This window comes from Lysobacter sp. GCM10012299 (genome assembly GCF_042649405.1).
GTDB lineage: Bacteria > Pseudomonadota > Gammaproteobacteria > Xanthomonadales > Xanthomonadaceae > Lysobacter_J.
Map to the genome: position 1 here is coordinate 155,567 of NZ_JBHRZC010000001.1, position 20,646 is coordinate 176,212.

Below are 20,646 nucleotides of genomic sequence, written 5' to 3' on the forward strand. Positions count from 1 at the left end.
TGAAAGCATGAAGCCCAGCGCCCGGAAGCCCGCCGCTCGCCAGTTCGCCACCCAGGCGATCGTATCGACCACCATCGCCAGCCTGCTGGCCGCCTGCGCGAGTGCGCCGGTGCCCAACGTCAGGCGCGACGGCCAGACTCCTCCCGCGCAACACGCGACCGGCTCCAGCGAGCCTGGCGCCGGCCCGACGTCGGAGCCGTTGCCCGAATCGACCACCGGCGGTGACGCGCGTCCGCAGATCCGCCGTGGCACCGGCGTGGTCATCAACCAGGGCGCCGGTTCCGCGCCGCCGCCGAACCTGGGCGCGACCAGCGGCTCGGCCACCTTCAACTTCGAAGGCGAATCGCTGCACGCGGTGGTCAAGGCCATCCTCGGTGACATGCTCGGCCAGAACTACGTGATCGCACCGGGCGTGCAAGGCACCGTCACCCTGGCCACGCCCAAGCCGGTCAGTCCGGCCGAAGCGCTGAACCTGCTGGAGATGGTGCTGGGCTGGAACAACGCGCGGCTGGTCTACAGCGGCGGTCGCTACAACGTGGTGGCGTCGGACCAGGCCCTGGCCGGCAATGTCGCGGCCCGCACCGGCGGCGCCAGCAACGCGCGCGGCTTCGAAGTGCGCACGGTGCCACTGAAGTACGTCTCGGCCACCGAGATGGAAAAGATCCTTAAGCCCTATGCGCGTCCCAACGCGATAGTGAACGTCGACAACTCGCGCAACATCATCACCGTCGGCGGCAGCCGTGCCGAGCTCGAGAATTACCTGCGCACCATCCAGGTGTTCGACGTCGACTGGCTGTCGGGCATGTCGGTGGGCGTGTTCCCGCTGCAGTCGGGCAAGGCGACCAAGGTCGTGGCCGACCTGGAGAAGGTGTTCGGCGAGCAGAGCAAGTCGCCGGTGGCGGGCATGTTCCGCTTCATGCCGCTGGAAGGCGCCAACGCGGTGCTGGTGATCACCTCGCAGGCCAACTACCTCGACGACATCCAGCAGTGGCTCGACCGGATCGACAACGCCGGCGGCAGCGTGCAGCTGTATTCCTACGAATTGAAGTACATCAAGGCCAAGGACCTCGCGGATCGCCTCGGCGATGTCTTCGGCAGTGGCCGCGGAAGCAGCGGCGGCAACGGCAATGGCGCACCGTCGCTGATGCCGGGGCTGGAGTCGGTGGAGCTCAAGGACAGCGGCGATGGCAGCACGGCGACCTTGGGCGGTGGTGGTGACTATGGCGACACCGGGACGTCCGGCGGCAACGAAGGCTCGCTGTCGCTCAATGCGCGCCAGGCCGGCAACGCCAGCCTCACCCTCGAAGTCGACGGCGATCGCGTCGGTGTTTCCGCGGTCGAGGAAACCAACTCGCTGATCGTCCGCAGCAGCCCGTCGGCGTGGAAGTCGATCCGCGACGTCATCGAGCGGCTCGACGTGATGCCGCTGCAGGTGCACATCGAAGCGCAGGTGGTCGAGGTGCAGCTGCAGGGCGAGCTGAAGTACGGCGTGAGCTGGTTCCTCGAGAACGCAGCGCTCGAGAACGGCTTCCCCGACGTGACGTCCCGCGGCACCGGCATCCCGGCGAAGTGGAGCACCCTGGGCGCGAGCATCGGCGGCGTCAGCGGCAGCGGCCTGGTCTGGTCGCTGTTCAAGAACGATGCCGCCGCCGTGATCAGCGCGCTCGACAGCATCACCGACCTGCAGCTGCTGCAGACGCCGTCGGTGATGGTGCGCAACAACGCCGAAGCCACGCTCAACGTGGGTAGCCGCATCCCGATCTCGTCGGTGACGGTCAATCCGGGCGTTGGCACCGAGAACACCTACAGCCAGGTCCAGTACCTCGACACCGGCACCATCCTCAAGGTGCGTCCGCGCGTGGCCAAGGACGGCGTCGTCTTCCTCGACATCGTCCAGGAAGTCAGCACGCCCGGCAGCCAGGACACCGCCGATCCGAACGGCAACGTGCGCATCGATACACGCAAGCTCAAGACCGAAGCCGCGGTGCAGAGCGGCGACACGGTGATGCTGGCCGGCCTGATCAGCGACGGTGTCACGCGCGGCGCCACCGGGCTGCCGGGATTGAGCCGCATCCCGGTGATCGGCGCGCTGTTCGGCACCCAGGGTTCAAAGACGACCCGCAACGAAGTCATCATCCTGCTGACGCCGACCATCGTGCAGAACCCGCAGGAAGCACGCGACCTCACCGACGAGTACGGTCGCCGTTTCCGCGCGATGGAACCGCTGCAGAACAAACCCCGCCGGCCGGGACAGCAGTGACGGCAGCGTTTGCGAGGCCCATCGTCGTCGTGCCGGTAGGCAGCGACGACGAGGCGCTCGATGGTTGCCTGGCCGCACTGGATGCCGCCACTGCACCTGGCACGCAGGTGTGGCTGGCCGACGATGCACAGGCCGGCCCGCGTGCCTTCGCGATCATCGAACGCTGGATCGCGCGTACTGCGCTGAAGGCCGACTACACCCGCCGCCAACGCAGCGTCGGCGAAGTCGCGCATCTCGACGAGGTGCTGTCGGCCTGTGGCGACGCCGATGTCGCGGTGCTGTCGGCCGATGCGGTCCCTGCGCCCGGCTGGCTGGTGCGCCTGTCCGCCGGTCTCGCCAGCGACGGTGCAATCGCCACCGCGACGCCATGGAGCAACGCCGGCGAGGCGGCGTCGTGGCCGCGCATCGGCGAGATCGACCACGTGCCGCACGACCTCGAGCGCCTGTCCCGTGCCGCCGCCGGAATGCCGGCGCTGCATCCGGAGCTGCCGGCCGCGGTGACCCACGCCGTGCTGCTGCGCGGCAGTGCCCGCCGCCGCGCCGGTGGCCTCGATGCCACCAGTTACGGTTCGTGGTATGCGGCGCTGATCGACCTGTCGTTGCGCCTGGCCGGACTGGGCTGGCGGAACGTCCTGTGCGACACCGCCTTCGTCGGCCGCCGCGGCGAAGGCATTCCGTTCGACGGCGACATGGATGCATTGGCGGCGCGCTGGCCCGACTGGCATCCGCGGCTGGCAAACTTCCTCATGCAGGACCCGCTTCGGGCGTCGCGCACGCAACTGGCCGTACTGCTCGACAGCATTGGACCCCCGGAACCGCAACGTGATCTCTTCGTCTGACAACCCCGCCGCCGCAACCGGCCAGGACGGCATCGCCGTCGTGGTGGTGACCTACCGCAGCGCCGAGACCATCGATGACTGCCTGCAGCGCCTGCGCGCGGCCGAAGGCGTGGCGGCGATCCGCGTGGTCGACAACCAGTCCGATGACGACACCCTGGAGATCGTCCAGCGCCACGCCATGGCCGACGCGCGCGTGCGCTTCATCGCCAACCCCGACAACCCCGGCTTTGCCGTCGCCTGCAACCAGGGCGCGCGCGATGCCAATGGCGATGCCGGCTGGCTTGCGTTCGTCAATCCCGATTGCCTGGTGGAGCGCGACACGCTGTCGCAACTGCGCGCGCTGGCCCGGGATCGTGGCGACATCCTGCTGGGCGCCGACCTGATCGACGAGCAGGGCCATCGCGACGGTGCCGCGCGCCGCCGCGATCCCGACTTCTCGGCAATGCTGGCCGGCGCACTGGGCGGCAAGCCGGCGGCGAAACTCGAACTTCCGATCGACGACGCGCAGGCATTGCAGCCGGTCGAGGCGATCTCAGGTGCGCTGATGCTGATGCCGCGCGCGCTGTTCAAGCGCATCGACGGCTTCGACGAAGGCTACCGGTTGCATGCCGAGGACCTGGACCTGTGCCGGCGCGCGCGCGAGGCCGGCGCGATGATCGCGGTTGCCAACCACATCCGCGTGCTGCACGTGCGCGGTGTGTCGAGCCGCTCGCGACCGCTGTTCGTCGAATGGCACAAGCATCGCGGCCTGTGGCGCTACTTCCGCAAGTTCGAGGCACCACGGCGCAGCGTGTGGGTCAGCCTGGGCGTGTTCGCGGCGATCTGGCTGCGGTTCCCGCTGGCCTACCTGCGCGCGCGCCTGCGCACGCTGTAGCGCTCCAAGTCAGCTCACGCGAGCGCGAACCTCAGCACGAACAACACCGCCACCACCCACACCGCCGAGTGCACCTGGCGGGCGTGGCCGGTGGCGAGCTTCAACACCGCGTAGGCGATGAAGCCGAACGCCAGGCCGTTGGCGATCGAATAGGTGAACGGCATCGCCAGCGTGCACAGCGCCGCCGGCACCGCTTCGGTGAGGTCGTCCCAATGCACGTCGCCGAGCTCGCGCAGCATCAGCCCGGCGACGAACAGCAGCGCCGGCGCGGTCGCGTACGGCGGCACCATCGCCGCCAGCGGCGAGAACAGCAGCGCCAGCAGGAACAGCGCCGCGATCACCAGTGCCGTCAGCCCGGTGCGACCGCCGGCCTGCACGCCCGACGCGCTTTCGATGTAGGCCGTGGTGCTGCTGGTGCCCAGCAACGAGCCGGCCAGAATTGCCGTGCTGTCGGCGAACAATGCGCGCCCGAACCGCTTCTGCTGCGCCGGCGACGCATCGTCGGTCGGCAGCAGGCCGGCGCGACGCGCCACGCCCATCAGCGTGCCGGTGGCATCGAAGACTTCGACCAGCACGAACACGATGACCACGTGCAGCATCGCCGACAGCGACATCCCCGCGCCGCCGCCGAGTGCGCCGCGGATGTCGAGCTGCAGGAAGGTAGGCGCCAGGCTGGGTGGCAGGTCGATGAGGCCGCGGTACTGCACCAGCCCAAGCAGCAATGCAGCAGCGGTGACCGCCAGCACGCCGATCAGGATCGCGCCGCGCACGCGCCAGGCTTCCAGCACCGCGATCAGGAGGAAACCGGCCACGGCCAGCAGCGGTTCGGGTTCGCGCAGGTCGCCGAGTGATACCAGCGTGTCGGGGTCGCCGACAATCACACCCGATTTCTGAAGCGCGATGATCGCCAGGAACAGACCAATGCCGGCGGTGATCGCACTGCGCAGCGAATGCGGGATGCCGGCGATCAGCCAGGCGCGCGCACCGGTGATGGTGAGCAGCAGGAACACGATGCCGGAGATGAACACCGCGCCCAATGCCTGCTGCCAGCTGTAGCCCATCGCGCCGACCACGGTGAAGGCGAAGAAGGCATTGAGGCCCATGCCCGGCGCCATGCCGACCGGGTAGTTGGCGGCGAAGGCCATCACCAGCGTGCCGATCGCCGCGGCCAGGCAGGTGGCGACGAACACCGCGCCGACGTCCATGCCGGTGTCGCCGAGGATGCTCGGATTGACGAAGACGATGTACGACATCGTCAGGAAGGTCGTCACGCCGGCGATCAGTTCGGTGCGGACGTCGCTGCCGTGCTCGCGCAGCTTGAAGAGGGACTGGAGAACGTTGGCCTGTGGCGCGCGGATGGACATGGCGGGTCCTAGGGTGCCACCGCCGGGTGTGGAGGCAGTGTCGCGGCCTCAGCGGTGGCGGTTGATCTCGTCGCGCAGCTCACGCGCCGCGCGCGCTGCGGCCTCGGCGAAGTCATCGCCGGACGAGGCATACAGGATCGCGCGCGAGCTGCTGACCATCAGGCCGGTGCCGTCGGCGGTCTTGGCATTGGTCACCACCGCCTCGACATCGCCGCCCTGGGCGCCGACACCCGGCACCAGGAACGGCACGGCGTCACCCACGATCGCGCGCACTTCGCGCAGCTGTTCCGGCCAGGTCGCGCCGACGACCAGCGCGCAGTTGCCATGGCTGTTCCACTCGCGCGCGAGCGTCTCGGCCACGTGCTGGTAGAGCGGCCGGCCGTCGGCGATGGCCAGGTCCTGCAGGTCGGCGGCGCCCGGGTTGGACGTGCGGCACAGGATCACCACGCCGCGATCGGCGCGGTCGAGGAACGGCTGCAGGGAATCGCGGCCGAGATAGGGGTTTGCGGTGACGGCATCGGCGCCGTAGCGGTCGAAGGCTTCGGTCGCGTAGTGCTGCGCCGTGCTGCCGATGTCACCGCGCTTGCTGTCGAGGATCACCGGGATGCCCGGGTGCGACGCATGGATGTGCGCGACCAGCCGCTGCAGCGCGTCTTCGGCAGCCAGTGCGGCGAAGTGGGCAATCTGCGGCTTGAACGCGCAGGCGTACTGCGCGGTGGCGTCGACGATCGCGCGGCAGAAGTTGAACACCGCGTCCGCGTCACCCTGGAAGCGCGCCGGGAACTTCGCCGGCTCCGGATCGAGTCCGACGCAGACGAGGGAGTCGGCCTGGGTCCAGCGTTGCTTCAGGGACGTAATGAAGGTCACGTGTTTCTCCGTCTCAACCCGTCATTCCCGCGCAGGCGGGAACCCAGCGTCTTCAAGCCGTCATTCCCGCGTAGGCGGGAATCCATGGACTTCAACTGCAAAATGGATCCCGGCTTTCGCCGGGATGACGATCTGGCAAAGCCGCGCCCGCAAAGCGGGCGCGGGCCAGATCGTCACTTCAGCGCCTTGAACCTCAGGCGGTGCGGCTGCGCGCCTTCTGCACCGAGGCGACGCTTCTTGTCTTCCTCGTACTCGCGGTAGTTGCCCTGGAAGAACTCCACGTGCGAGTCGCCTTCGAAGGCGAGGATGTGCGTGGCGATGCGGTCCAGGAACCAGCGGTCATGCGAGATGACGAAGGTGTTGCCCGGGAACTCCAGCAGCGCATCTTCCAGCGCACGCAGGGTCTCGATGTCGAGGTCGTTGGACGGTTCGTCGAGCAGCAGCACGTTGCCGCCCTGCAGCAGGGTCTTGGCCATGTGCAGGCGACCGCGCTCACCACCCGACAGCGTGCCGACCAGCTTCTGCTGGTCCTGGCCCTTGAAGTTGAAGCGGCCGATGTACGCGCGCGACTGGATCTCGACGCCGTTGATGTTGAGGATGTCGAGGCCGCCGGAGACTTCCTGGAAGACGTTGTGGTTGCCTTCGAGCTTGTCGCGGCTCTGGTCGACGTAGGCCAGCTTGACCGTCGAGCCCATCGTGATCTCGCCGGAGTCCGGCTTTTCCTGGCCGGTGATCATCTTGAACAGCGTCGACTTGCCGGCGCCGTTGGGGCCGATGATGCCGACGATCGCGCCGGCCGGCACGAGGAAGCTGAGGTTGTCGATCAGCAGGCGGTCGCCGAACTTCTTGCTGACGTTCTTGAACTCGACCACCGAGTTGCCCAGGCGCTCGCCCGGCGGGATGAAGATCTCGTTGGTCTCGTTGCGGCGCTGGTAGTCGACCGACTGCAGCTCATCGAGGCGGGCGAGACGCGCCTTGCCCTTGGAGCGGCCGCCCTTGGCGTTCTGGCGGGCCCACTCGAGTTCCTTGTGGATCGCCTTCTGGCGGGCCTTCTCCTGGCCTTCTTCCTGCTTGAGGCGCTCTTCCTTCTGGGTCAGCCAGTCGGTGTAGTTGCCCTTCCACGGAATGCCGCGGCCGCGGTCGAGTTCGAGGATCCACTCGGCGGCGTTGTCGAGGAAGTAGCGATCGTGGGTGACGGCCACCACGGTGCCGGTGTAGCGCGCGAGGAACTGCTCCAGCCATTCCACCGACTCGGCGTCGAGGTGGTTGGTCGGTTCGTCGAGCAGCAGCATGTCCGGCTTCTGCAGCAGCAGCTGGCACAGCGCGACGCGGCGCTTTTCACCGCCCGACAGCTTGCCGACCACCGCGTCCCACGGCGGCAGGCGCAGCGCGTCGGCGGCCACTTCCAGCTGCTGCTCGAGCATGTGTGCGTCGCCGGTGGCGAGGATCGCCTCCAGGCGCTGCTGCTCGGCGGCGAGCTTGTCGAAATCGGCGCCTTCTTCGGCGTAGGCGGCATAGACCGCATCGAGCGCGGCCTGCGCGCTGAGCACGTCACCGACGCCGACTTCGACGGCCTGGCGCACGGTGTGCGTCGGATCGAGCTGCGGCTCCTGGGCGAGGTAGCCGACCTTGATGCCCGGCTGCGGGCGCGCTTCGCCGACGAAGTCGGTGTCGACGCCGGCCATGATCTTGAGCACCGTCGACTTGCCCGCGCCGTTGAGGCCGAGCAGGCCGATCTTCGCGCCGGGGAAGAAGGACAACGAGATGTCCTTGATGATCTGGCGCTTCGGCGGAACGGTCTTGCTGACACCGTTCATGGTGTAGATGTATTGCGACATGGGCACTCCGGAACGCGGGACGCGCCGAGCCGGGCCGGGAGGCCTGGGGCAGGGCGGGGAAGCGGTGATTATACGGGTTCGGGGCGGCCGGGGCGGCTGCTCCGACGGCGGCTCAGAGCCAGATGATGAACGCCGCCACCAGCACCACCGCCAGGTACTTCAGCCCGTAATACAGGCCCTTGTTGCGCTCCCGCAGCGCCTTGGCCTTGAGCCGCAGGACGTAGAAGTACTTGAACAGCCGGTTGATCCCGCCGGTCTTGTCGCCCTCCATGTTCGGCGAGGCGCCGGCGGCGATCAGGTTGCGGGCGATGAAGCGGTTCAGCGCCTGCGCCCAGCGGTACTTCATCGGCCGCTCGACGTCGCAGAACAGGATGATCCGGTTGCTCTCGGTGTCGTTGCGGGCGCTGTGGATGAAGGTCTCGTCGAACATCGTCCACTGGCCGTCGCGCCAGCTGTAGCGGTTGCCGTCGACCTCGATGAAGCAGGCGTCATCGTTGGGCGTCTCCAGCCCCAGGTGCAGGCGCAAGGAGCCGGCGAAGGGGTCGCGGTGCGGGCGCAGCTCGCCGCCGGGCGGCAGCTCGGTGAACATCGCCGCCTTGACGCTGGGGATCTGGCGCAGCAGGGCCGTGGTCCGGGGGCACAGTTCGGCCGCGGACGGGTGGGCGTCGTCGTACCACTTCAGGTAGAAGCGCTTCCAGCCACGGCGGAAGAACGAGTTGAAGCCGACGTCGTTGTAGCCCTCGGCGGCCTTGATGTGCTGCAGCTCGCGCAGGCGGCGGGCCTCCTCGCGGATCGTCTGCCAGTTGGCGCGCAGCGGTTCCAGCTCGGGAAAGTGCTCGCCGGGCTCGGGGATGAAGGCGGTGGTCGGCACGCGCGAGAACGCGTACATGAGCACGTTGACCGGTGCCATGAAGGTGGAGTGGTCCAGCAGCTGCCGGCCCAGGCGGTGCCGTACCCTGCCGCGGAAGTGCACGTACACCGCGCTGGCAAGGAACAGGAAGACAAAAACCCATTTCACGATCGAGGTTCCCTGTGGGGTGGGGAATCGGCCGCTCCCCGGGAGGGGGCGGCACATTGCTGGCCGCATTTTAAGGCCTGGGCTACCATCCGGGGTCTGACCGGGCCATTGCCAGTGGCCCCATTGCCCCCCCGGCTCCATGACCCCTATCTCCAGCCCACCGTTCGAGGTTTCGCGAATGTTCCCCAGCTCTGCCCGTATCGCCGGTTACGACGATGAACTGGCCCAGGCCATCGCCAATGAGGCTCGCCGCCAGGAAGACCACGTCGAGCTGATCGCCTCGGAGAACTACGCCAGCCCGCGCGTCATGGAGGCCCAGGGCAGCGTGCTGACCAACAAGTACGCCGAGGGTTACCCGGGCAAGCGCTATTACGGCGGCTGCGAGTACGTCGACATCGCCGAGCAGCTGGCCATCGACCGCCTCAAGCAGCTCTTTGGCGCCGACTATGCCAACGTCCAGCCGCATTCGGGCTCGCAGGCCAACCAGGCCGTGTACTTCGCCCTGCTCAATCCGGGCGACACCATCCTGGGCATGTCGCTGGCCCACGGCGGCCACCTCACCCACGGCGCAAAGGTCAATGCGAGCGGCAAGCTGTTCAACGCCGTCCAGTACGGCGTCAACGACCAGGGCATGATCGACTACGACGAAGTCGAGAAGCTCGCGCTCGAGCACAAGCCGAAGATGGTCGTCGCCGGCTTCTCGGCGTATTCGCAGCACATCGACTGGGCGCGCTTCCGCGCGATCGCCGACAAGGTCGGTGCGTTCCTGTTCGTCGACATGGCCCACGTTGCCGGCCTGGTCGCCGCCGGCGTCTATCCGAACCCGCTGCCGCACGCGCACGTGGTCACCTCGACGACGCACAAGACGCTGCGCGGCCCGCGCGGCGGGATCATCGTTGCCAAGGATCCGTCCGAAGACCTGGTGAAGAAGCTGCAGAGCATCGTCTTCCCGGGCATCCAGGGCGGTCCGCTGATGCACGTGATCGCGGCCAAGGCCGTGGCCTTCAAGGAAGCGCTGGAACCGGAGTTCACCACCTACCAGCAGCAGGTGGTGAAGAACGCCCAGGCGATGGCCGAAACCATCATCAAGCGCGGCTACAAGATCGTCTCCGGCGGCACCCAGAACCACCTGATGCTGATCGACATGATCGGCAAGGGCGTCACCGGCAAGGACGCGGAGGCCGCGCTCGGCAAGGCCCACATCACGGTCAACAAGAACGCCGTGCCGAACGACCCGCAGAAGCCGTTCGTGACCTCGGGCCTGCGCATCGGCACCCCGGCCGTCACCACCCGCGGCTACCAGGAAGGCGACTGCGTCGAACTGGCCAACTGGATCTGCGACGTGCTCGATGCACCGGGCGACGACAAGGTCATTGCTGCAGTGCGCGAGAAGGTCACCGCGCAGTGCCGCAAGTACCCGGTCTACGGCTGACCGCATGGCGTTTCGCCTGGCAATGATCGTGGCCGCCGCGGCAACGCTCGCGGCGGCCGGTTGCGTCAGCACGCTGCCGGCGCCGGCAGCGAAGACGCTCGGACGGGCCGATATCGTCAATTCATCGCCGGCACTGCCGTTGCCGGCCGACACGCCGCGAGCCCGTTACAGTTTCGAGACAAAGGCATGCAGCGCCGGTTCGGTGCAGCTGCTGCCGAGCGACGAAGTAAAGGCCCTGACCGCGGGCTGGGAACCGCCCGCGACCGGGTGTGAAGGTCCAGGCAAGCTTCGTTTGCCGGGGTACGGTGACTACCCATTGTCGTTCCAGAGGACGCAACAGTCGGGTTCCGCGCAAGTGCTGGTCCGCCTGACCGCCGACGGCGAGGTCGAATCCGCGCGTGCCGTCTGCGCGACCGCGCCCTCGTTTGGCCAGGCCGCCGAGGCAACCGTCGCCAAGATCGGTTTTTCGCCGATGCGCTGCGCCGGTACGCCGACCCGGATCGCGTTCCTGCTTCCGCTCGACTACACCTTCCCCTGATGCCAGGGGCGACCGCCGTTTACCGCGCAGCCTGCGAGACAACCGATGCATTGCCCCTTCTGCCAGCATCTCGATACCCGCGTGATCGACTCGCGCGTGTCCGATGATGGCGCCACGATCCGCAGGCGTCGCGTGTGTGAGGCTTGCGGCGAGCGTTTCAGCACGCTCGAGACCATCGAACTCAAGCTGCCGCTGATCATCAAGAGCGACGGCCGCCGCGAGGCGTTCGATGCACGCAAGCTGCGCGCCAGTTTCGACCGCGCGCTGCAGAAGCGACCGGTGGCGGAGGAGCAGATCGAAGCGGCGGTGCGCGCGGTCGTGCACCAGCTGCGCATGACCGCCGAGCGCGAGCTGCAGTCGCGCCGGGTGGGCGAGTTCGTCATGGCAGAGATGCGCAAGCTCGACCACGTCGCCTACGTGCGATTCGCCTCGGTCTACCGCGCGTTCCAGGACGTGGCGGATTTCCGCGAAGAGCTCGACCGTCTCGAAAGCGACAGCTCCGCCGAGGGTCAGTTGCCGTTGCTCGACGGCGAGCCGGAGCCGGCGCCACGCGGCAGGAAACGCTGATGGCATTCACCGCGACCGACCACGCGATGATGGCCCAGGCCCTGCGCCTGGCCGAACGCGGTGCCTACACCACTAGGCCCAACCCGATGGTGGGCTGCGTGATCGCGCACGGCGACGAAATCGTCGGCGAAGGCTGGCACCAGCGCGCCGGCGAGCCGCATGCCGAAGTGTTCGCCCTGCGTGCCGCAGGCGAGCGCGCCCGCGGTGCGACCGCCTACGTGACGCTGGAGCCGTGCGCTCACACCGGACGTACCGGCCCGTGCGCCGATGCCCTGATTGCCGCGGGCGTCGCGCGCGTGGTGGCGGCGATGCGCGATCCGTTCCCGCAGGTCGACGGCGCCGGTTTCGAGCGCCTGAAGGCTGCCGGCATCACGGTTGAATCGGGGTTGATGGAAGCCCAGGCGCGCGCGCTCAACCGCGGCTTTCTGTCGCGGGTGGAACGCGGCAGGCCGTGGCTGCGCGTGAAGCTGGCGACCAGCCTCGACGGCCGCAGCGCGCTGGCCAGCGGCGAGTCGAAGTGGATCAGTGGCGAGGCCTCGCGCCTGGACGTGCAGCACTGGCGTGCACGCGCCGGCGCGATCGTGACCGGCGCCGGCACGGTGCTCGCGGACGACCCGTCGCTGACGGTGCGCCTGGAAAACGACGCGCCTTTCGTCGCACCGCTGCGTGTCGTGCTCGATCCGGGCCTGGCCACGGTCGCGCGCGGCCGCGTGCGTGAAGGCGATGCGCCGACGCTCTACATCCACGCACCCGATGCCAAACCGCCGCGCGGCCTCCAGGCGCAGTTGGCGGCCATCACCGTGCGCGAAGGTCGCTTTGACCTCGAAGCAGTGCTGCGCCTGCTTGCAGAACGTGGCGTCAACGAGATCCAGCTGGAAGCCGGGGCCACGCTCGCCGGTGCCTTCCTCGCCGCGGGCCTCGTCGACGAAGTGCTGCTGTACGTCGCACCGGTGTTGCTGGGCGAGCGCGGGCGACCGATGTTCGACGGCCTGGCCATCGATTCGATGTCACAGAAGCTCGACATGGCCATCGTCGAGTCGCGTTACATTGGCCAGGACGTGCGGCTGCTGTTGCGGCCGCAAGCGACGACAGCAGGCCGCTAGCAATCACCGTCACCAAGGAGGCAGTCATGGCCACGGACCCGGCATCGACCCAATCCAGCTTCAAGGACCACTTTTCCACGATCGCCGACGCGTACGCGCAGGCACGCCCGGAGTACCCCGACGCGTTGTTCGACGCGATCGCCGCGGTGGTTCCCGCCCACGCCAGCGTCTGGGAACCGGGTTGCGGCAGCGGCCAGGCCACGCGCGGGCTGGCGGCCCGCTTCGCCCACGTCCATGCCACCGAACCCAGTGCAAAACAGCTGGCCCAGCATTGGGCACAGGGTACGCACGGCAATGTCACCCTCGCCGTCGAACCCGGCGAGCGCACCACCCTCGAAGACGGCAGCGTGCAACTGGTGGCCGTGGCGCAGGCACTGCACTGGTTCGATCGCGAGCCGTTCTTTCGCGAGTGCCAGCGCGTGCTCACGCCCGGCGGCGTGCTCGCGGCCTGGGGCTACGGCGACTTCATCGCGCCGGAGGGCATGATCGATGCGGTCGAAGCCTTCCGCTCGCGCATCGAACCGTACTGGCCGCCCGAGCGCGCGCAGATCGATGCCCGCTACGCCGGTTACGACTGGCCGTTCCCGGCGCTGCCGGCGCCGGAGCTGTGGCTGGAGGTCGAATGGAGCCTGGGCCAGTTCCTGCGCTACCTGTCGAGCATGTCGGCCGTGGCCCGTTGCACCGCCGACACCGGCGAGGACCCCGTCGCCCGCCACGGCCCGGCGCTGGCCGCGGCCTGGGGCGGGGAGGGCGACACCCGCCAGATCCAGTGGCCGCTGTTCCTGCACCTGCGCCGCAAGCCCTAGACCCAACCCGGAACGGTGGAACACTGCGTCCGCAGGCCGGCCTGAAAGCCGCTCCGTACCCGGATGCTAGAATCCCCGCGCCATTCCATCGGCAACCACAACACGACGTCTTCAGGGCGGGGTGGAATTCCCCACCGGCGGTAGGTGCAGGCCAGCCCCAGGCCAGTCTGCACGAGCCCGCGAGCGCCTCCGGCCACGCCGGAGGGTCAGCAGATCCGGTCAGATGCCGGAGCCGACGGTCCGGCGGAACCAGCGATGGTGCCGCCCATAGTCCGGATGAAAGAAGACAGCTGCGCACGGCCTCGCGGTCGTGTGCCTGCCTCATGCCTTGAGGCGTTTTTCGCTCACCTTTGCGGGAAACGTTTCATGTCCATCGTCATTTCTGCTTGCGTCGCCTCCCTGCCGGGGGTGCGCTGATGTTCACCGGCATCATCGAAGGCGTAGGCCGCCTCGCACATACCGAGCGCCGTGGCGGCGACGTTCGCCTGACCGTCGACGTAGGCACGCTCGCGTTCGATTCGGTCAAGCTCGGCGAGAGCATCGCCGTCAACGGCGTGTGCCTGACCGTGGTCGAGTTCGACGCGACCTCGTTCGCTGCGGACGCGTCGAACGAAACCCTCTCATTGACCACGTTGGGCGCACTCAAGACCGGTGCGGTGCTGAACCTGGAGCGGGCGATGCGCCCGACCGATCGCCTCGGCGGTCACCTGGTCAGTGGCCACGTCGACGGGCTCGGCAGCGTTGCTTCCGTCACCGAGGACGCGCGCGCGCAGCGCTGGCGTTTCAACGCACCGGCGCCGCTGCTGCGCTACATCGCCAAGAAGGGATCGATCTGCGTCGACGGCGTCAGCCTGACCGTCAACGAAGTCGATGCCGATGGCTTCGAAGTCGCGCTGATCCCGCACACGGTCGCCAACACCGCCTTCGCGAAAACCGCCGTCGGCGATGCCGTCAATCTCGAGATCGACCTGGTCGCGCGCTACGTCGAGCGCCTGCTGGCGAAATAAGGAAAGAAACCCCCATGCCTTTCAGCCCCATCCCCGAACTGCTCGAAGAGATCCGCAACGGCCGCATGGTCGTCATCGTCGATGACGAGGACCGCGAGAACGAAGGCGACCTGATCATGGCCGCCGAACTGGTGCGCCCGCAGGACATCAACTTCATGGTCACGCACGCGCGCGGCCTGGTCTGCCTGTCGCTCACGCGCGAGCGCTGCCGCCAGCTCGGCCTGCCGCCGATGGTCCGCGACAACACCTCGCCGCACCACACCAACTTCACCGTCAGCATCGAAGCGGCCGAAGGGGTCACCACCGGCATCTCCGCCTACGACCGCGCCCACACCATCCGCACCGCGGTGCGCCCGGACGCGGCGGCGAGCGATCTCTCGCAGCCCGGCCACATCTTCCCGCTGCAGGCCCAGCCCGGCGGCGTGCTCAACCGCGCCGGCCATACCGAAGCGGCCGCCGACCTGGCGCTGCTGGCCGGCATGGAGCCGGCCGGCGTGCTGGTGGAGATCCTCAACCCGGATGGCGGCATGGCGCGTCGTCCGCAGTTGGAGGAATTCGCCGCCGAGCACGGCCTCAAGATCGGCTCGATCGAGGAACTGATCCGCTACCGCCTCGAAACCGAGCACACCGTCGAGCGCATCGACGAGCGCGAGATCGAGACCGAGCACGGCCCGTTCCAGTTGTTCACCTACCGCGACCGTCTCAGCCACGGCCTGCATTTCGCGTTGCGCCGCGGCCAGCCCGACCCGGCGGAGCCGACGCTGGTGCGCGTGCACATGCTCAATCCGCTGGCCGATGCGCTGCACTGGCGCCGTGCGGATTTCGGTCCGGCGGTCGGCGACGTGCTCAAGGCGATCGCCCGCCAGGGCAGCGGCGCGCTGGTGCTGCTGGCCGACGGCGCCGATGCCGACGCATTGCTGGCACGCGTGCGCGCGCCGCTGCACGCCGATGCCGACGTCACCCCGGCGGCGGCGACCCCCGGCCATGCCCTGGCCGAGTGGCGCCGGAATGGTGCTGGCGGCCAGATCCTCGCCGATCTCGGCTTGGGCAAGCTTCGCGTGCTGGGCACCCCGCGCCGGCAGGTCGGCCTGGCCGGCTTCGGTCTGGAAGTGGTCGAGTACGTCGAGCTGCCGCACTGACGACGGCCCATCTCCCTTAACGCGCTAAAATGCCCGCCCACTCCGGACAATCCCCCATGCCCCACTACGAAGGCGACCTGCGCAGCCCCGAGGGCGCGCGCTTCGCGATCATCGCCAGTCGCTGGAACCCGCGCATCACCGACACCCTGGTGGCCGGCGCGCGCAAGACGTTCGTCGACAACGGCGTCGCCGAGGCGGCCGTCGACGTGATCCGCGTCCCCGGTGCCTGGGAAATCCCGCTGGTGGCCGCCCGCCTGGGCGCCGCCGGGCAGCATGCCGCCGTGGTCGCGCTGGGTTGCGTCGTGCGCGGCGACACGCGTCATTACGAACAGGTCGCCGACGGTTGTTCGGACGGCCTGATGCGGGTATCGCTGGACTACGGCCTGCCCGTGGCCAACGGCGTGCTCGCGGTCGAGCGCCACGAAGATGCCGAGGCCCGCGCAGGCGGCAGCCACGGCAACAAGGGCGAAGAGGCGGCACTGGCCGCGTTGGAAATGAGTCACCTGCTGGGACAACTGCCATGAACCGCCGTCGCAACGATGGAATCGATCCCGTAGCCCGCTCGCGTGCGCGTCGTCGCGCGCTGCAGGCCGTGTATGCCTGGCAGATGTCGGGCGCCACCGCGCCGGACGTGATCTCGCAGTTCGCCCACGAGCAGGCGCACGAAGTCGCCGACCTGGAGTACTTCGAGGACCTGGTGCGCGGCGTCGACCAGCACTGCAACGATCTCGATGAAGCGCTGCAGCCGTTCCTCGATCGCGAGATCGACCAGGTCGACGCGATCGAGCGCGCCGCGCTGCGCATCGCCGCCTACGAGCTGCGCCTGCGTCCGGACGTGCCGTATCGGGTGGTGATCAACGAGGCCATCGAGTCGGTCAAGCGCTTTGGCGCCGAACACGGCCACACCTACGTCAACGGCGTGCTCGACCATGCCGCCGCGGCCTGGCGTGCGACTGAAGTGCAGGCGCCGCGCAAGTAGGGTTTTGCTCCCTCTCCCGCCTGCGGGAGAGGGCCGGGGTGAGGGCAGGCAGGGACAACACCATGGCCGAGTTCGACCTGATTGCCCGCATCAAGGCTCGCGTCGCTGATCGCAGCGACGTGATCGTCGGCATCGGCGACGATGCGGCAGTGCTGCAGGTCCCGGCCGGCATGCACCTGGTCGTTGCCACGGACACGCTCAATGCCGGCGTGCATTTCCCGCCGGAAACCGCCCCAGCCGACATCGGCTGGAAGGCGCTCGCCGTCAATCTCTCCGACCTGGCGGCGATGGGCGCGGAGCCGGCGTGGTGCACGCTGTCGCTGTCGCTGCCCGACAACGATGAAGCCTGGCTCGACGGTTTCCTCGACGGTTTCCTCGACCTCGCGTCGCAGCACCGCATCGCGCTCGTCGGCGGCGACACCACGCGCGGGCCGCTCTCGATCAGCGTGACGGTGCACGGCTTCGTCGCGCCGGGAAGCGCACTGCGCCGTGACGCTGCGCGGGTCGGTGACGATGTGTGGGTCAGCGGCACGCTCGGTGATGCGGCCGCAGCACTGGCGCAATGGCGCGCGGGCGACGCCGGCGATGCGCGACTGCGCACCCGGCTCGACCGGCCGACGCCGCGCGTCGTGTTGGGCCAGGCGCTGGTCGGCATGGCGCATGCCTGCATCGATCTGTCCGACGGACTGCTGGCCGATCTGGGCCACGTGTGTCGCGGCAGCGGCACCGGTTCCGACCTCGACCTGGATTCGCTGCCTGCCTCCGATGCGCTGATGGCATTCGCCGACGGCGACGCACGCAGGGCGCTGCAGGTGGCCGGTGGCGACGACTACGAGCTGTGCTTCACCGCGCCGTCCGATCGCCTCGACGACGTCCAGCGCCTGGCCGACAGCGTCGGCGTGCAACTCAGCTGGGTCGGCCGCATCACCGCCAAGCAAGGCGTGCGCGCCTTCGACGCGGACGCACTGGAATGGCAGCCGCCGCACAAGGGCTACGAGCACTTCGTATAGCCCGTCGTCCCGGCGAAAGCCGGGACCCAGGCCCGCAACCTATCCTTTCCACCTCGTCATCCCGGCGAAAGCCGGGATCCATTTGATGTTGTTGGCCTGGATCCCGGCGTTCGCCGGGATGACGGTGAGGCAAACTCACGCGTCCGGCAGCAACTTCCCCGGATTGAGTATCCCGTCCGGATCGAACGCCGCCTTCACCGCCCGCATCATCGCCAGTGTCGGCGCATCGATCGCCTGCGGCATGAACTCGCGCTTGGCCAGGCCGATGCCGTGCTCACCCGACAACGTACCGCCCAGCGAAATCGTCAGCGCGAACACGCGCCCCATCGCCGCATGCGCGCGTTCGTTCTGCGCGGCGTCGGCAGGATCGTAGAGCAGGTTGACGTGCAGGTTGCCGTTGCCGGCATGGCCGAAGCAGACGATCGGAAGGGAAAACTCGCGCGACAGCGCCTGCACGCCATCGACCAGCTGTGGGATGCGCGACACCGGCACCACGACGTCCTCGTTGATCTTGCCCGGCGCCAGCGTGCGCAACGACGGCGAGAGCGCCTTCCGCGCGGCCCACAGTTGCTCGCGCGCGGCCTCGTCAGCGGCATCGTCGATCGCGATCAGGCCTTCGCCTTCGGCGGCGCGCATCAGGGCCTCGATGTCATGCGGCAACGTCTGTGCATCGCCGTCGGCTTCGATCATCAACAGCGCGCCGGCATCGTGCGGCAGGTCGGCGCCGCCGACGTCGCGTGCCAGCCGCACCGCATCGGCATCCATGAACTCCAGCATCGAGGGCGTCAGCGGCTGTGCCATCAGCCGCGCCACCGCCTGTGCCGCGCTCGACACGTCACGGTAGATCGCGCGCAGTGCCCGCCGCGACTTCGCCGCCGGCGTCAGTCGCAGGCTCGCCTCGACGATCAGCGCCAGCGTGCCTTCACTGCCGACCAGCAGCCGTTGCAGGTCGTAGCCGGTCGCGCCCTTGGTGGTGGCCGTGCCGCAGTGGATCAGTTCGCCCGTGCCGGTCACCGCGGTGAGTGCCAGCACGTTGTCGCGACTGGCGCCGTACTTCACCGCGCGCGGACCGCCGGCATTGCATGCGAGGTTGCCGCCGACCGTGCTGTAACCGGCGCTGGTGGGGTCGGGCGGCCAGAACAGGCCGTGCGGCTTCAAAGCCGCCTGCAGGTCGCCGTTGAGGACGCCGGGTTCGACCACCGCGCAGCGATCGCCGGGACGGATGTCGATGATGCGGTTCATGCGTTCGAACGAAACCACCACGCCGGCGGCAACCGGTACCGCCGCGCCCGTGGTGTTGGTGCCGCGCCCGCGCGCAACGATGGGAACGCGTTGGGCGCGACAGGCACGCACCAGCGCGACGACCTGCTCGCGTGTCGTCGGCAGCGCCACGGCATCGGGCAGCGACTGCCGCCGCGAATTGTCGTAGGCGTACGCAAGGCGTTCGCTGGGATCGGTGCGCCAGCCATCGCCCAGCAGCGCCGTCATCTCGGCATCGAGGCTGGCAAGGCTCGTCGGGAGGGTGCTCATCGCTGCGAAGGATAACGCGGCTGCCTGGCCGGCACGGTGGCGTTCAGTGCTTCGGCTTGCCGCGGCCACCGGCCGCGATCAGGGCCAGCTCGGCAGGCAGTCGCTGCTGCAACTGCTTGAGCAGGTCACGCGCTGCGGCACTGTTGTTGGGTTTGCCGTCCAGCCACAGCGCGCCGACTTCGGTGGCCAGGCTCTTGCGATCGTTCGTTGCCAGCAGCGCACGTGTGAGGATGATGAAACGCTCGCCACGGTAGCGCACGGTGTAGATGCCCAGCATCTGCGCGCGCATTTCGTAACTGACACCCTCGAGGCGGATCAGGATCTGTCCCACCGCGTTCCATGTGTCGTTCATGCCGGCGGCGACGGTGAACTCGCCGCGGCCGGCATCGACGGCCTCGTCGGCCTCCGATTGCGTCGCGGGCGGCGGCTCCACCTTCGACGGCGTGGAGCTGCATCCGGCGAACAGCAACACCGCGACGGCAACCGCGGCCCTTATCGCCACTGTCATCGCGACCCTCCTGGCCGCGCGCTACGCGCCCTTCATTTTGCCTTTGGCTTGGGCTTCGGCGCGTCGGCCGCCGCGTCCGTCGGCACTTCCTTCCAGCTGCTGTCGGGGTCGAAGCGCGTCATCGCCTCGGCCAGCTTCTCGCTCTCGGGCCCCATGTCCTTTTCGAACACGTCGCCCTCGTGGCTGATCATGAAGCTCATCACGCCGGTGTCGGCGTACTTGGCCGGCCATGCGATCACCGCGAAGCCGCGGCTCATCGCCTTGCCCAGCATGTAGTCGTATTCGCCGCCCGGCGCGGACGGGCCCTGCGCGGTGAGGATCCGGTACTTGTATCCGTGCCACACGCCGTCGGGCGTGTCGTCACCGAACAGCGGCCCCAGCGGACTGTCGTCGACGCCGTTTTCCTCGGGCCAGTACAGGCCATCGTGCTCGCCATCGGTGCTGAGGAACTTCTGCGCGTACGCGAGCACGCCGTCGCCGTCGCGGTCGACCGAGGCGTAGTCCATCTGCGCGTCGTGATAGGCGAGGACGGCCTGGACCGCATCGAGTTCGTTGCGGCCGATCCTGCGTGCGCGGATTTCCGGTTCGCCTGCCTTGACGTTGAATGCCCAACCCTCCGGCTTCTTCTCGATCGGCACCGGCAGGGTCCAGGTGTCGTTGCCGACGGCAAGGATGGCGCGGTTCGCCGCTGGCGTCTGGAACGAATGCTTTTCGCGGTAGCGGGCGAGGAAGGCATCGACGTCGCTGCGGTCGACGCTGCCGGTGGGCACGAACGTTTGCCAGTCGGGCCCGAGGATGGCGCCCAGGCGCGCCTCGTCGGCCTTGGTCGTGCCCAGCGCGGCCACCAGCGCTTCCGCGGCGGCTTCCTTGGTCGGGAATGCTTCCTGCGCGCTCGCCAGCGGAGCGAACAGGGCCAGGCAGGTCATCGCGAATGTCATCGCGACACAGCGGACGGCGGTGATCATCT

20 protein-coding genes and 1 riboswitch are annotated in these 20,646 nt (G+C 68.5%); of the genes, 13 read left to right on the forward strand and 7 right to left on the reverse strand.

The features are described 5' to 3' along the window. The first annotated feature begins 7 nt into the window (after window positions 1–7). Genes gspD through ACFOPO_RS00820 form a run of 3 tightly spaced genes read left to right on the forward strand, consistent with a single transcriptional unit; the run spans window position 8 to window position 3,973 of the window. Entirely contained in the window at window positions 8–2,260 is a 2,253-nt protein-coding gene (gspD, locus tag ACFOPO_RS00810) for a type II secretion system secretin GspD (protein ID WP_386699978.1), read from the forward strand. Then, on the forward strand, window positions 2,257–3,099 hold the full coding sequence (locus ACFOPO_RS00815; RefSeq protein ID WP_386699979.1) for a glycosyltransferase family 2 protein: 843 nt from the start codon (window positions 2,257–2,259) through the stop codon (window positions 3,097–3,099). Before gspD ends, ACFOPO_RS00815 begins: the two co-directional genes overlap by 4 nt. A gap of 31 nt (window positions 3,100–3,130) precedes the next feature. Further along, the gene (locus ACFOPO_RS00820; RefSeq protein WP_386701219.1) at window positions 3,131–3,973 is read left to right on the forward strand and encodes a glycosyltransferase family 2 protein; all 843 of its coding nucleotides are present in this window, start codon (window positions 3,131–3,133) and stop codon (window positions 3,971–3,973) included. 14 nt (window positions 3,974–3,987) lie between these two features. Here the strand turns inward: ACFOPO_RS00820 and ACFOPO_RS00825 are convergent, their stop codons facing one another. From ACFOPO_RS00825 to lpxO, 4 genes are all read right to left on the reverse strand, one after another. Beyond that, window positions 3,988–5,337 (reverse strand): NCS2 family permease, encoded by a 1,350-nt coding sequence (locus tag ACFOPO_RS00825; protein WP_386699981.1) that lies wholly within the window; start codon window positions 5,335–5,337, stop codon window positions 3,988–3,990. 48 nt (window positions 5,338–5,385) lie between these two features. Further along, window positions 5,386–6,204 (reverse strand): orotidine-5'-phosphate decarboxylase, encoded by an 819-nt coding sequence (gene pyrF, locus ACFOPO_RS00830; RefSeq protein WP_386699983.1) that lies wholly within the window; start codon window positions 6,202–6,204, stop codon window positions 5,386–5,388. A gap of 173 nt (window positions 6,205–6,377) precedes the next feature. After that, window positions 6,378–8,042, reverse strand: coding sequence for an energy-dependent translational throttle protein EttA (gene ettA, locus ACFOPO_RS00835; RefSeq protein WP_200606829.1), 1,665 nt, complete (start codon window positions 8,040–8,042; stop codon window positions 6,378–6,380). A 112-nt stretch (window positions 8,043–8,154) separates the two neighbouring features. Further along, window positions 8,155–9,117: a lipid A hydroxylase LpxO gene (lpxO, locus tag ACFOPO_RS00840; RefSeq protein WP_386699985.1), complete on the reverse strand. Its 963-nt coding sequence runs from the start codon at window positions 9,115–9,117 to the stop codon at window positions 8,155–8,157. A 121-nt stretch (window positions 9,118–9,238) separates the two neighbouring features. Between lpxO and glyA the strand changes: the two genes are divergently transcribed. The 10 genes from glyA (at window position 9,239) to thiL (ending at window position 17,641) form a co-directional block, all read left to right on the forward strand. Next, window positions 9,239–10,492 carry a serine hydroxymethyltransferase gene (glyA, locus tag ACFOPO_RS00845; RefSeq protein WP_386699987.1) on the forward strand — a complete coding sequence of 418 codons (1,254 nt, stop codon included), beginning with the start codon at window positions 9,239–9,241 and terminating at the stop codon, window positions 10,490–10,492. Window positions 10,493–10,496: 4 nt separating this feature from the next. Beyond that, window positions 10,497–11,030: an energy transducer TonB gene (locus tag ACFOPO_RS00850; protein ID WP_386699989.1), complete on the forward strand. Its 534-nt coding sequence runs from the start codon at window positions 10,497–10,499 to the stop codon at window positions 11,028–11,030. 45 nt (window positions 11,031–11,075) lie between these two features. Next, the gene (nrdR, locus tag ACFOPO_RS00855) at window positions 11,076–11,597 is read left to right on the forward strand and encodes a transcriptional regulator NrdR (protein WP_386699991.1); all 522 of its coding nucleotides are present in this window, start codon (window positions 11,076–11,078) and stop codon (window positions 11,595–11,597) included. Further along, window positions 11,597–12,700, forward strand: a complete 1,104-nt coding sequence (gene ribD / locus ACFOPO_RS00860) for a bifunctional diaminohydroxyphosphoribosylaminopyrimidine deaminase/5-amino-6-(5-phosphoribosylamino)uracil reductase RibD (protein ID WP_386699993.1) — start codon at window positions 11,597–11,599, stop codon at window positions 12,698–12,700. The genes nrdR and ribD overlap by 1 nt, the downstream gene beginning before the upstream one ends. Before the next feature lie 26 nt (window positions 12,701–12,726). Beyond that, the gene (locus tag ACFOPO_RS00865; protein WP_386699995.1) at window positions 12,727–13,506 is read left to right on the forward strand and encodes a class I SAM-dependent methyltransferase; all 780 of its coding nucleotides are present in this window, start codon (window positions 12,727–12,729) and stop codon (window positions 13,504–13,506) included. A gap of 103 nt (window positions 13,507–13,609) precedes the next feature. Continuing rightward, window positions 13,610–13,798: riboswitch (FMN riboswitch) on the forward strand. Between the two features lie 124 nt (window positions 13,799–13,922). Next, window positions 13,923–14,513 (forward strand): riboflavin synthase, encoded by a 591-nt coding sequence (locus ACFOPO_RS00870; protein WP_386699997.1) that lies wholly within the window; start codon window positions 13,923–13,925, stop codon window positions 14,511–14,513. A 14-nt stretch (window positions 14,514–14,527) separates the two neighbouring features. Beyond that, entirely contained in the window at window positions 14,528–15,652 is a 1,125-nt protein-coding gene (gene ribB / locus ACFOPO_RS00875; protein ID WP_386699999.1) for a 3,4-dihydroxy-2-butanone-4-phosphate synthase, read from the forward strand. 56 nt (window positions 15,653–15,708) lie between these two features. Continuing rightward, entirely contained in the window at window positions 15,709–16,176 is a 468-nt protein-coding gene (gene ribH, locus ACFOPO_RS00880) for a 6,7-dimethyl-8-ribityllumazine synthase (protein ID WP_386700001.1), read from the forward strand. Continuing rightward, window positions 16,173–16,631, forward strand: coding sequence for a transcription antitermination factor NusB (gene nusB / locus ACFOPO_RS00885; protein WP_386700002.1), 459 nt, complete (start codon window positions 16,173–16,175; stop codon window positions 16,629–16,631). The genes ribH and nusB overlap by 4 nt, the downstream gene beginning before the upstream one ends. 62 nt (window positions 16,632–16,693) lie before the next feature. Next, entirely contained in the window at window positions 16,694–17,641 is a 948-nt protein-coding gene (gene thiL / locus ACFOPO_RS00890; protein WP_386700004.1) for a thiamine-phosphate kinase, read from the forward strand. A gap of 135 nt (window positions 17,642–17,776) precedes the next feature. On the opposite strand, the gene ACFOPO_RS00895 is transcribed toward thiL, so the two are convergent. Genes ACFOPO_RS00895 through ACFOPO_RS00905 form a run of 3 tightly spaced genes read right to left on the reverse strand, consistent with a single transcriptional unit; the run spans window position 17,777 to window position 20,644 of the window. Continuing rightward, window positions 17,777–19,171 (reverse strand): FAD-binding oxidoreductase, encoded by a 1,395-nt coding sequence (locus ACFOPO_RS00895; RefSeq protein ID WP_386700005.1) that lies wholly within the window; start codon window positions 19,169–19,171, stop codon window positions 17,777–17,779. A 43-nt stretch (window positions 19,172–19,214) separates the two neighbouring features. Next, on the reverse strand, window positions 19,215–19,679 hold the full coding sequence (locus tag ACFOPO_RS00900; protein WP_386700007.1) for a hypothetical protein: 465 nt from the start codon (window positions 19,677–19,679) through the stop codon (window positions 19,215–19,217). Window positions 19,680–19,711: 32 nt separating this feature from the next. Beyond that, window positions 19,712–20,644 carry a DUF2950 domain-containing protein gene (locus ACFOPO_RS00905; protein WP_386700008.1) on the reverse strand — a complete coding sequence of 311 codons (933 nt, stop codon included), beginning with the start codon at window positions 20,642–20,644 and terminating at the stop codon, window positions 19,712–19,714. Window positions 20,645–20,646 lie beyond the last annotated feature (2 nt).

Coding starts and splice junctions, on each gene's coding strand:
- gspD (WP_386699978.1), top strand. CDS start 8: ATGAAGCCCAGCGCCCGGAAGCCCGCCGCTCGCCAGTTCGCCACCCAG.
- ACFOPO_RS00825 (WP_386699981.1), bottom strand. CDS start 5,337: ATGTCCATCCGCGCGCCACAGGCCAACGTTCTCCAGTCCCTCTTCAAG.
- ettA (WP_200606829.1), bottom strand. CDS start 8,042: ATGTCGCAATACATCTACACCATGAACGGTGTCAGCAAGACCGTTCCG.
- lpxO (WP_386699985.1), bottom strand. CDS start 9,117: ATGTGCCGCCCCCTCCCGGGGAGCGGCCGATTCCCCACCCCACAGGGA.
- glyA (WP_386699987.1), top strand. CDS start 9,239: ATGTTCCCCAGCTCTGCCCGTATCGCCGGTTACGACGATGAACTGGCC.
- ACFOPO_RS00850 (WP_386699989.1), top strand. CDS start 10,497: ATGGCGTTTCGCCTGGCAATGATCGTGGCCGCCGCGGCAACGCTCGCG.
- nrdR (WP_386699991.1), top strand. CDS start 11,076: ATGCATTGCCCCTTCTGCCAGCATCTCGATACCCGCGTGATCGACTCG.
- ribD (WP_386699993.1), top strand. CDS start 11,597: ATGGCATTCACCGCGACCGACCACGCGATGATGGCCCAGGCCCTGCGC.
- ACFOPO_RS00865 (WP_386699995.1), top strand. CDS start 12,727: ATGGCCACGGACCCGGCATCGACCCAATCCAGCTTCAAGGACCACTTT.
- ACFOPO_RS00870 (WP_386699997.1), top strand. CDS start 13,923: ATGTTCACCGGCATCATCGAAGGCGTAGGCCGCCTCGCACATACCGAG.
- ribB (WP_386699999.1), top strand. CDS start 14,528: ATGCCTTTCAGCCCCATCCCCGAACTGCTCGAAGAGATCCGCAACGGC.
- ribH (WP_386700001.1), top strand. CDS start 15,709: ATGCCCCACTACGAAGGCGACCTGCGCAGCCCCGAGGGCGCGCGCTTC.
- nusB (WP_386700002.1), top strand. CDS start 16,173: ATGAACCGCCGTCGCAACGATGGAATCGATCCCGTAGCCCGCTCGCGT.
- thiL (WP_386700004.1), top strand. CDS start 16,694: ATGGCCGAGTTCGACCTGATTGCCCGCATCAAGGCTCGCGTCGCTGAT.
- ACFOPO_RS00895 (WP_386700005.1), bottom strand. CDS start 19,171: ATGAGCACCCTCCCGACGAGCCTTGCCAGCCTCGATGCCGAGATGACG.
- ACFOPO_RS00900 (WP_386700007.1), bottom strand. CDS start 19,679: ATGACAGTGGCGATAAGGGCCGCGGTTGCCGTCGCGGTGTTGCTGTTC.
- ACFOPO_RS00905 (WP_386700008.1), bottom strand. CDS start 20,644: ATGATCACCGCCGTCCGCTGTGTCGCGATGACATTCGCGATGACCTGC.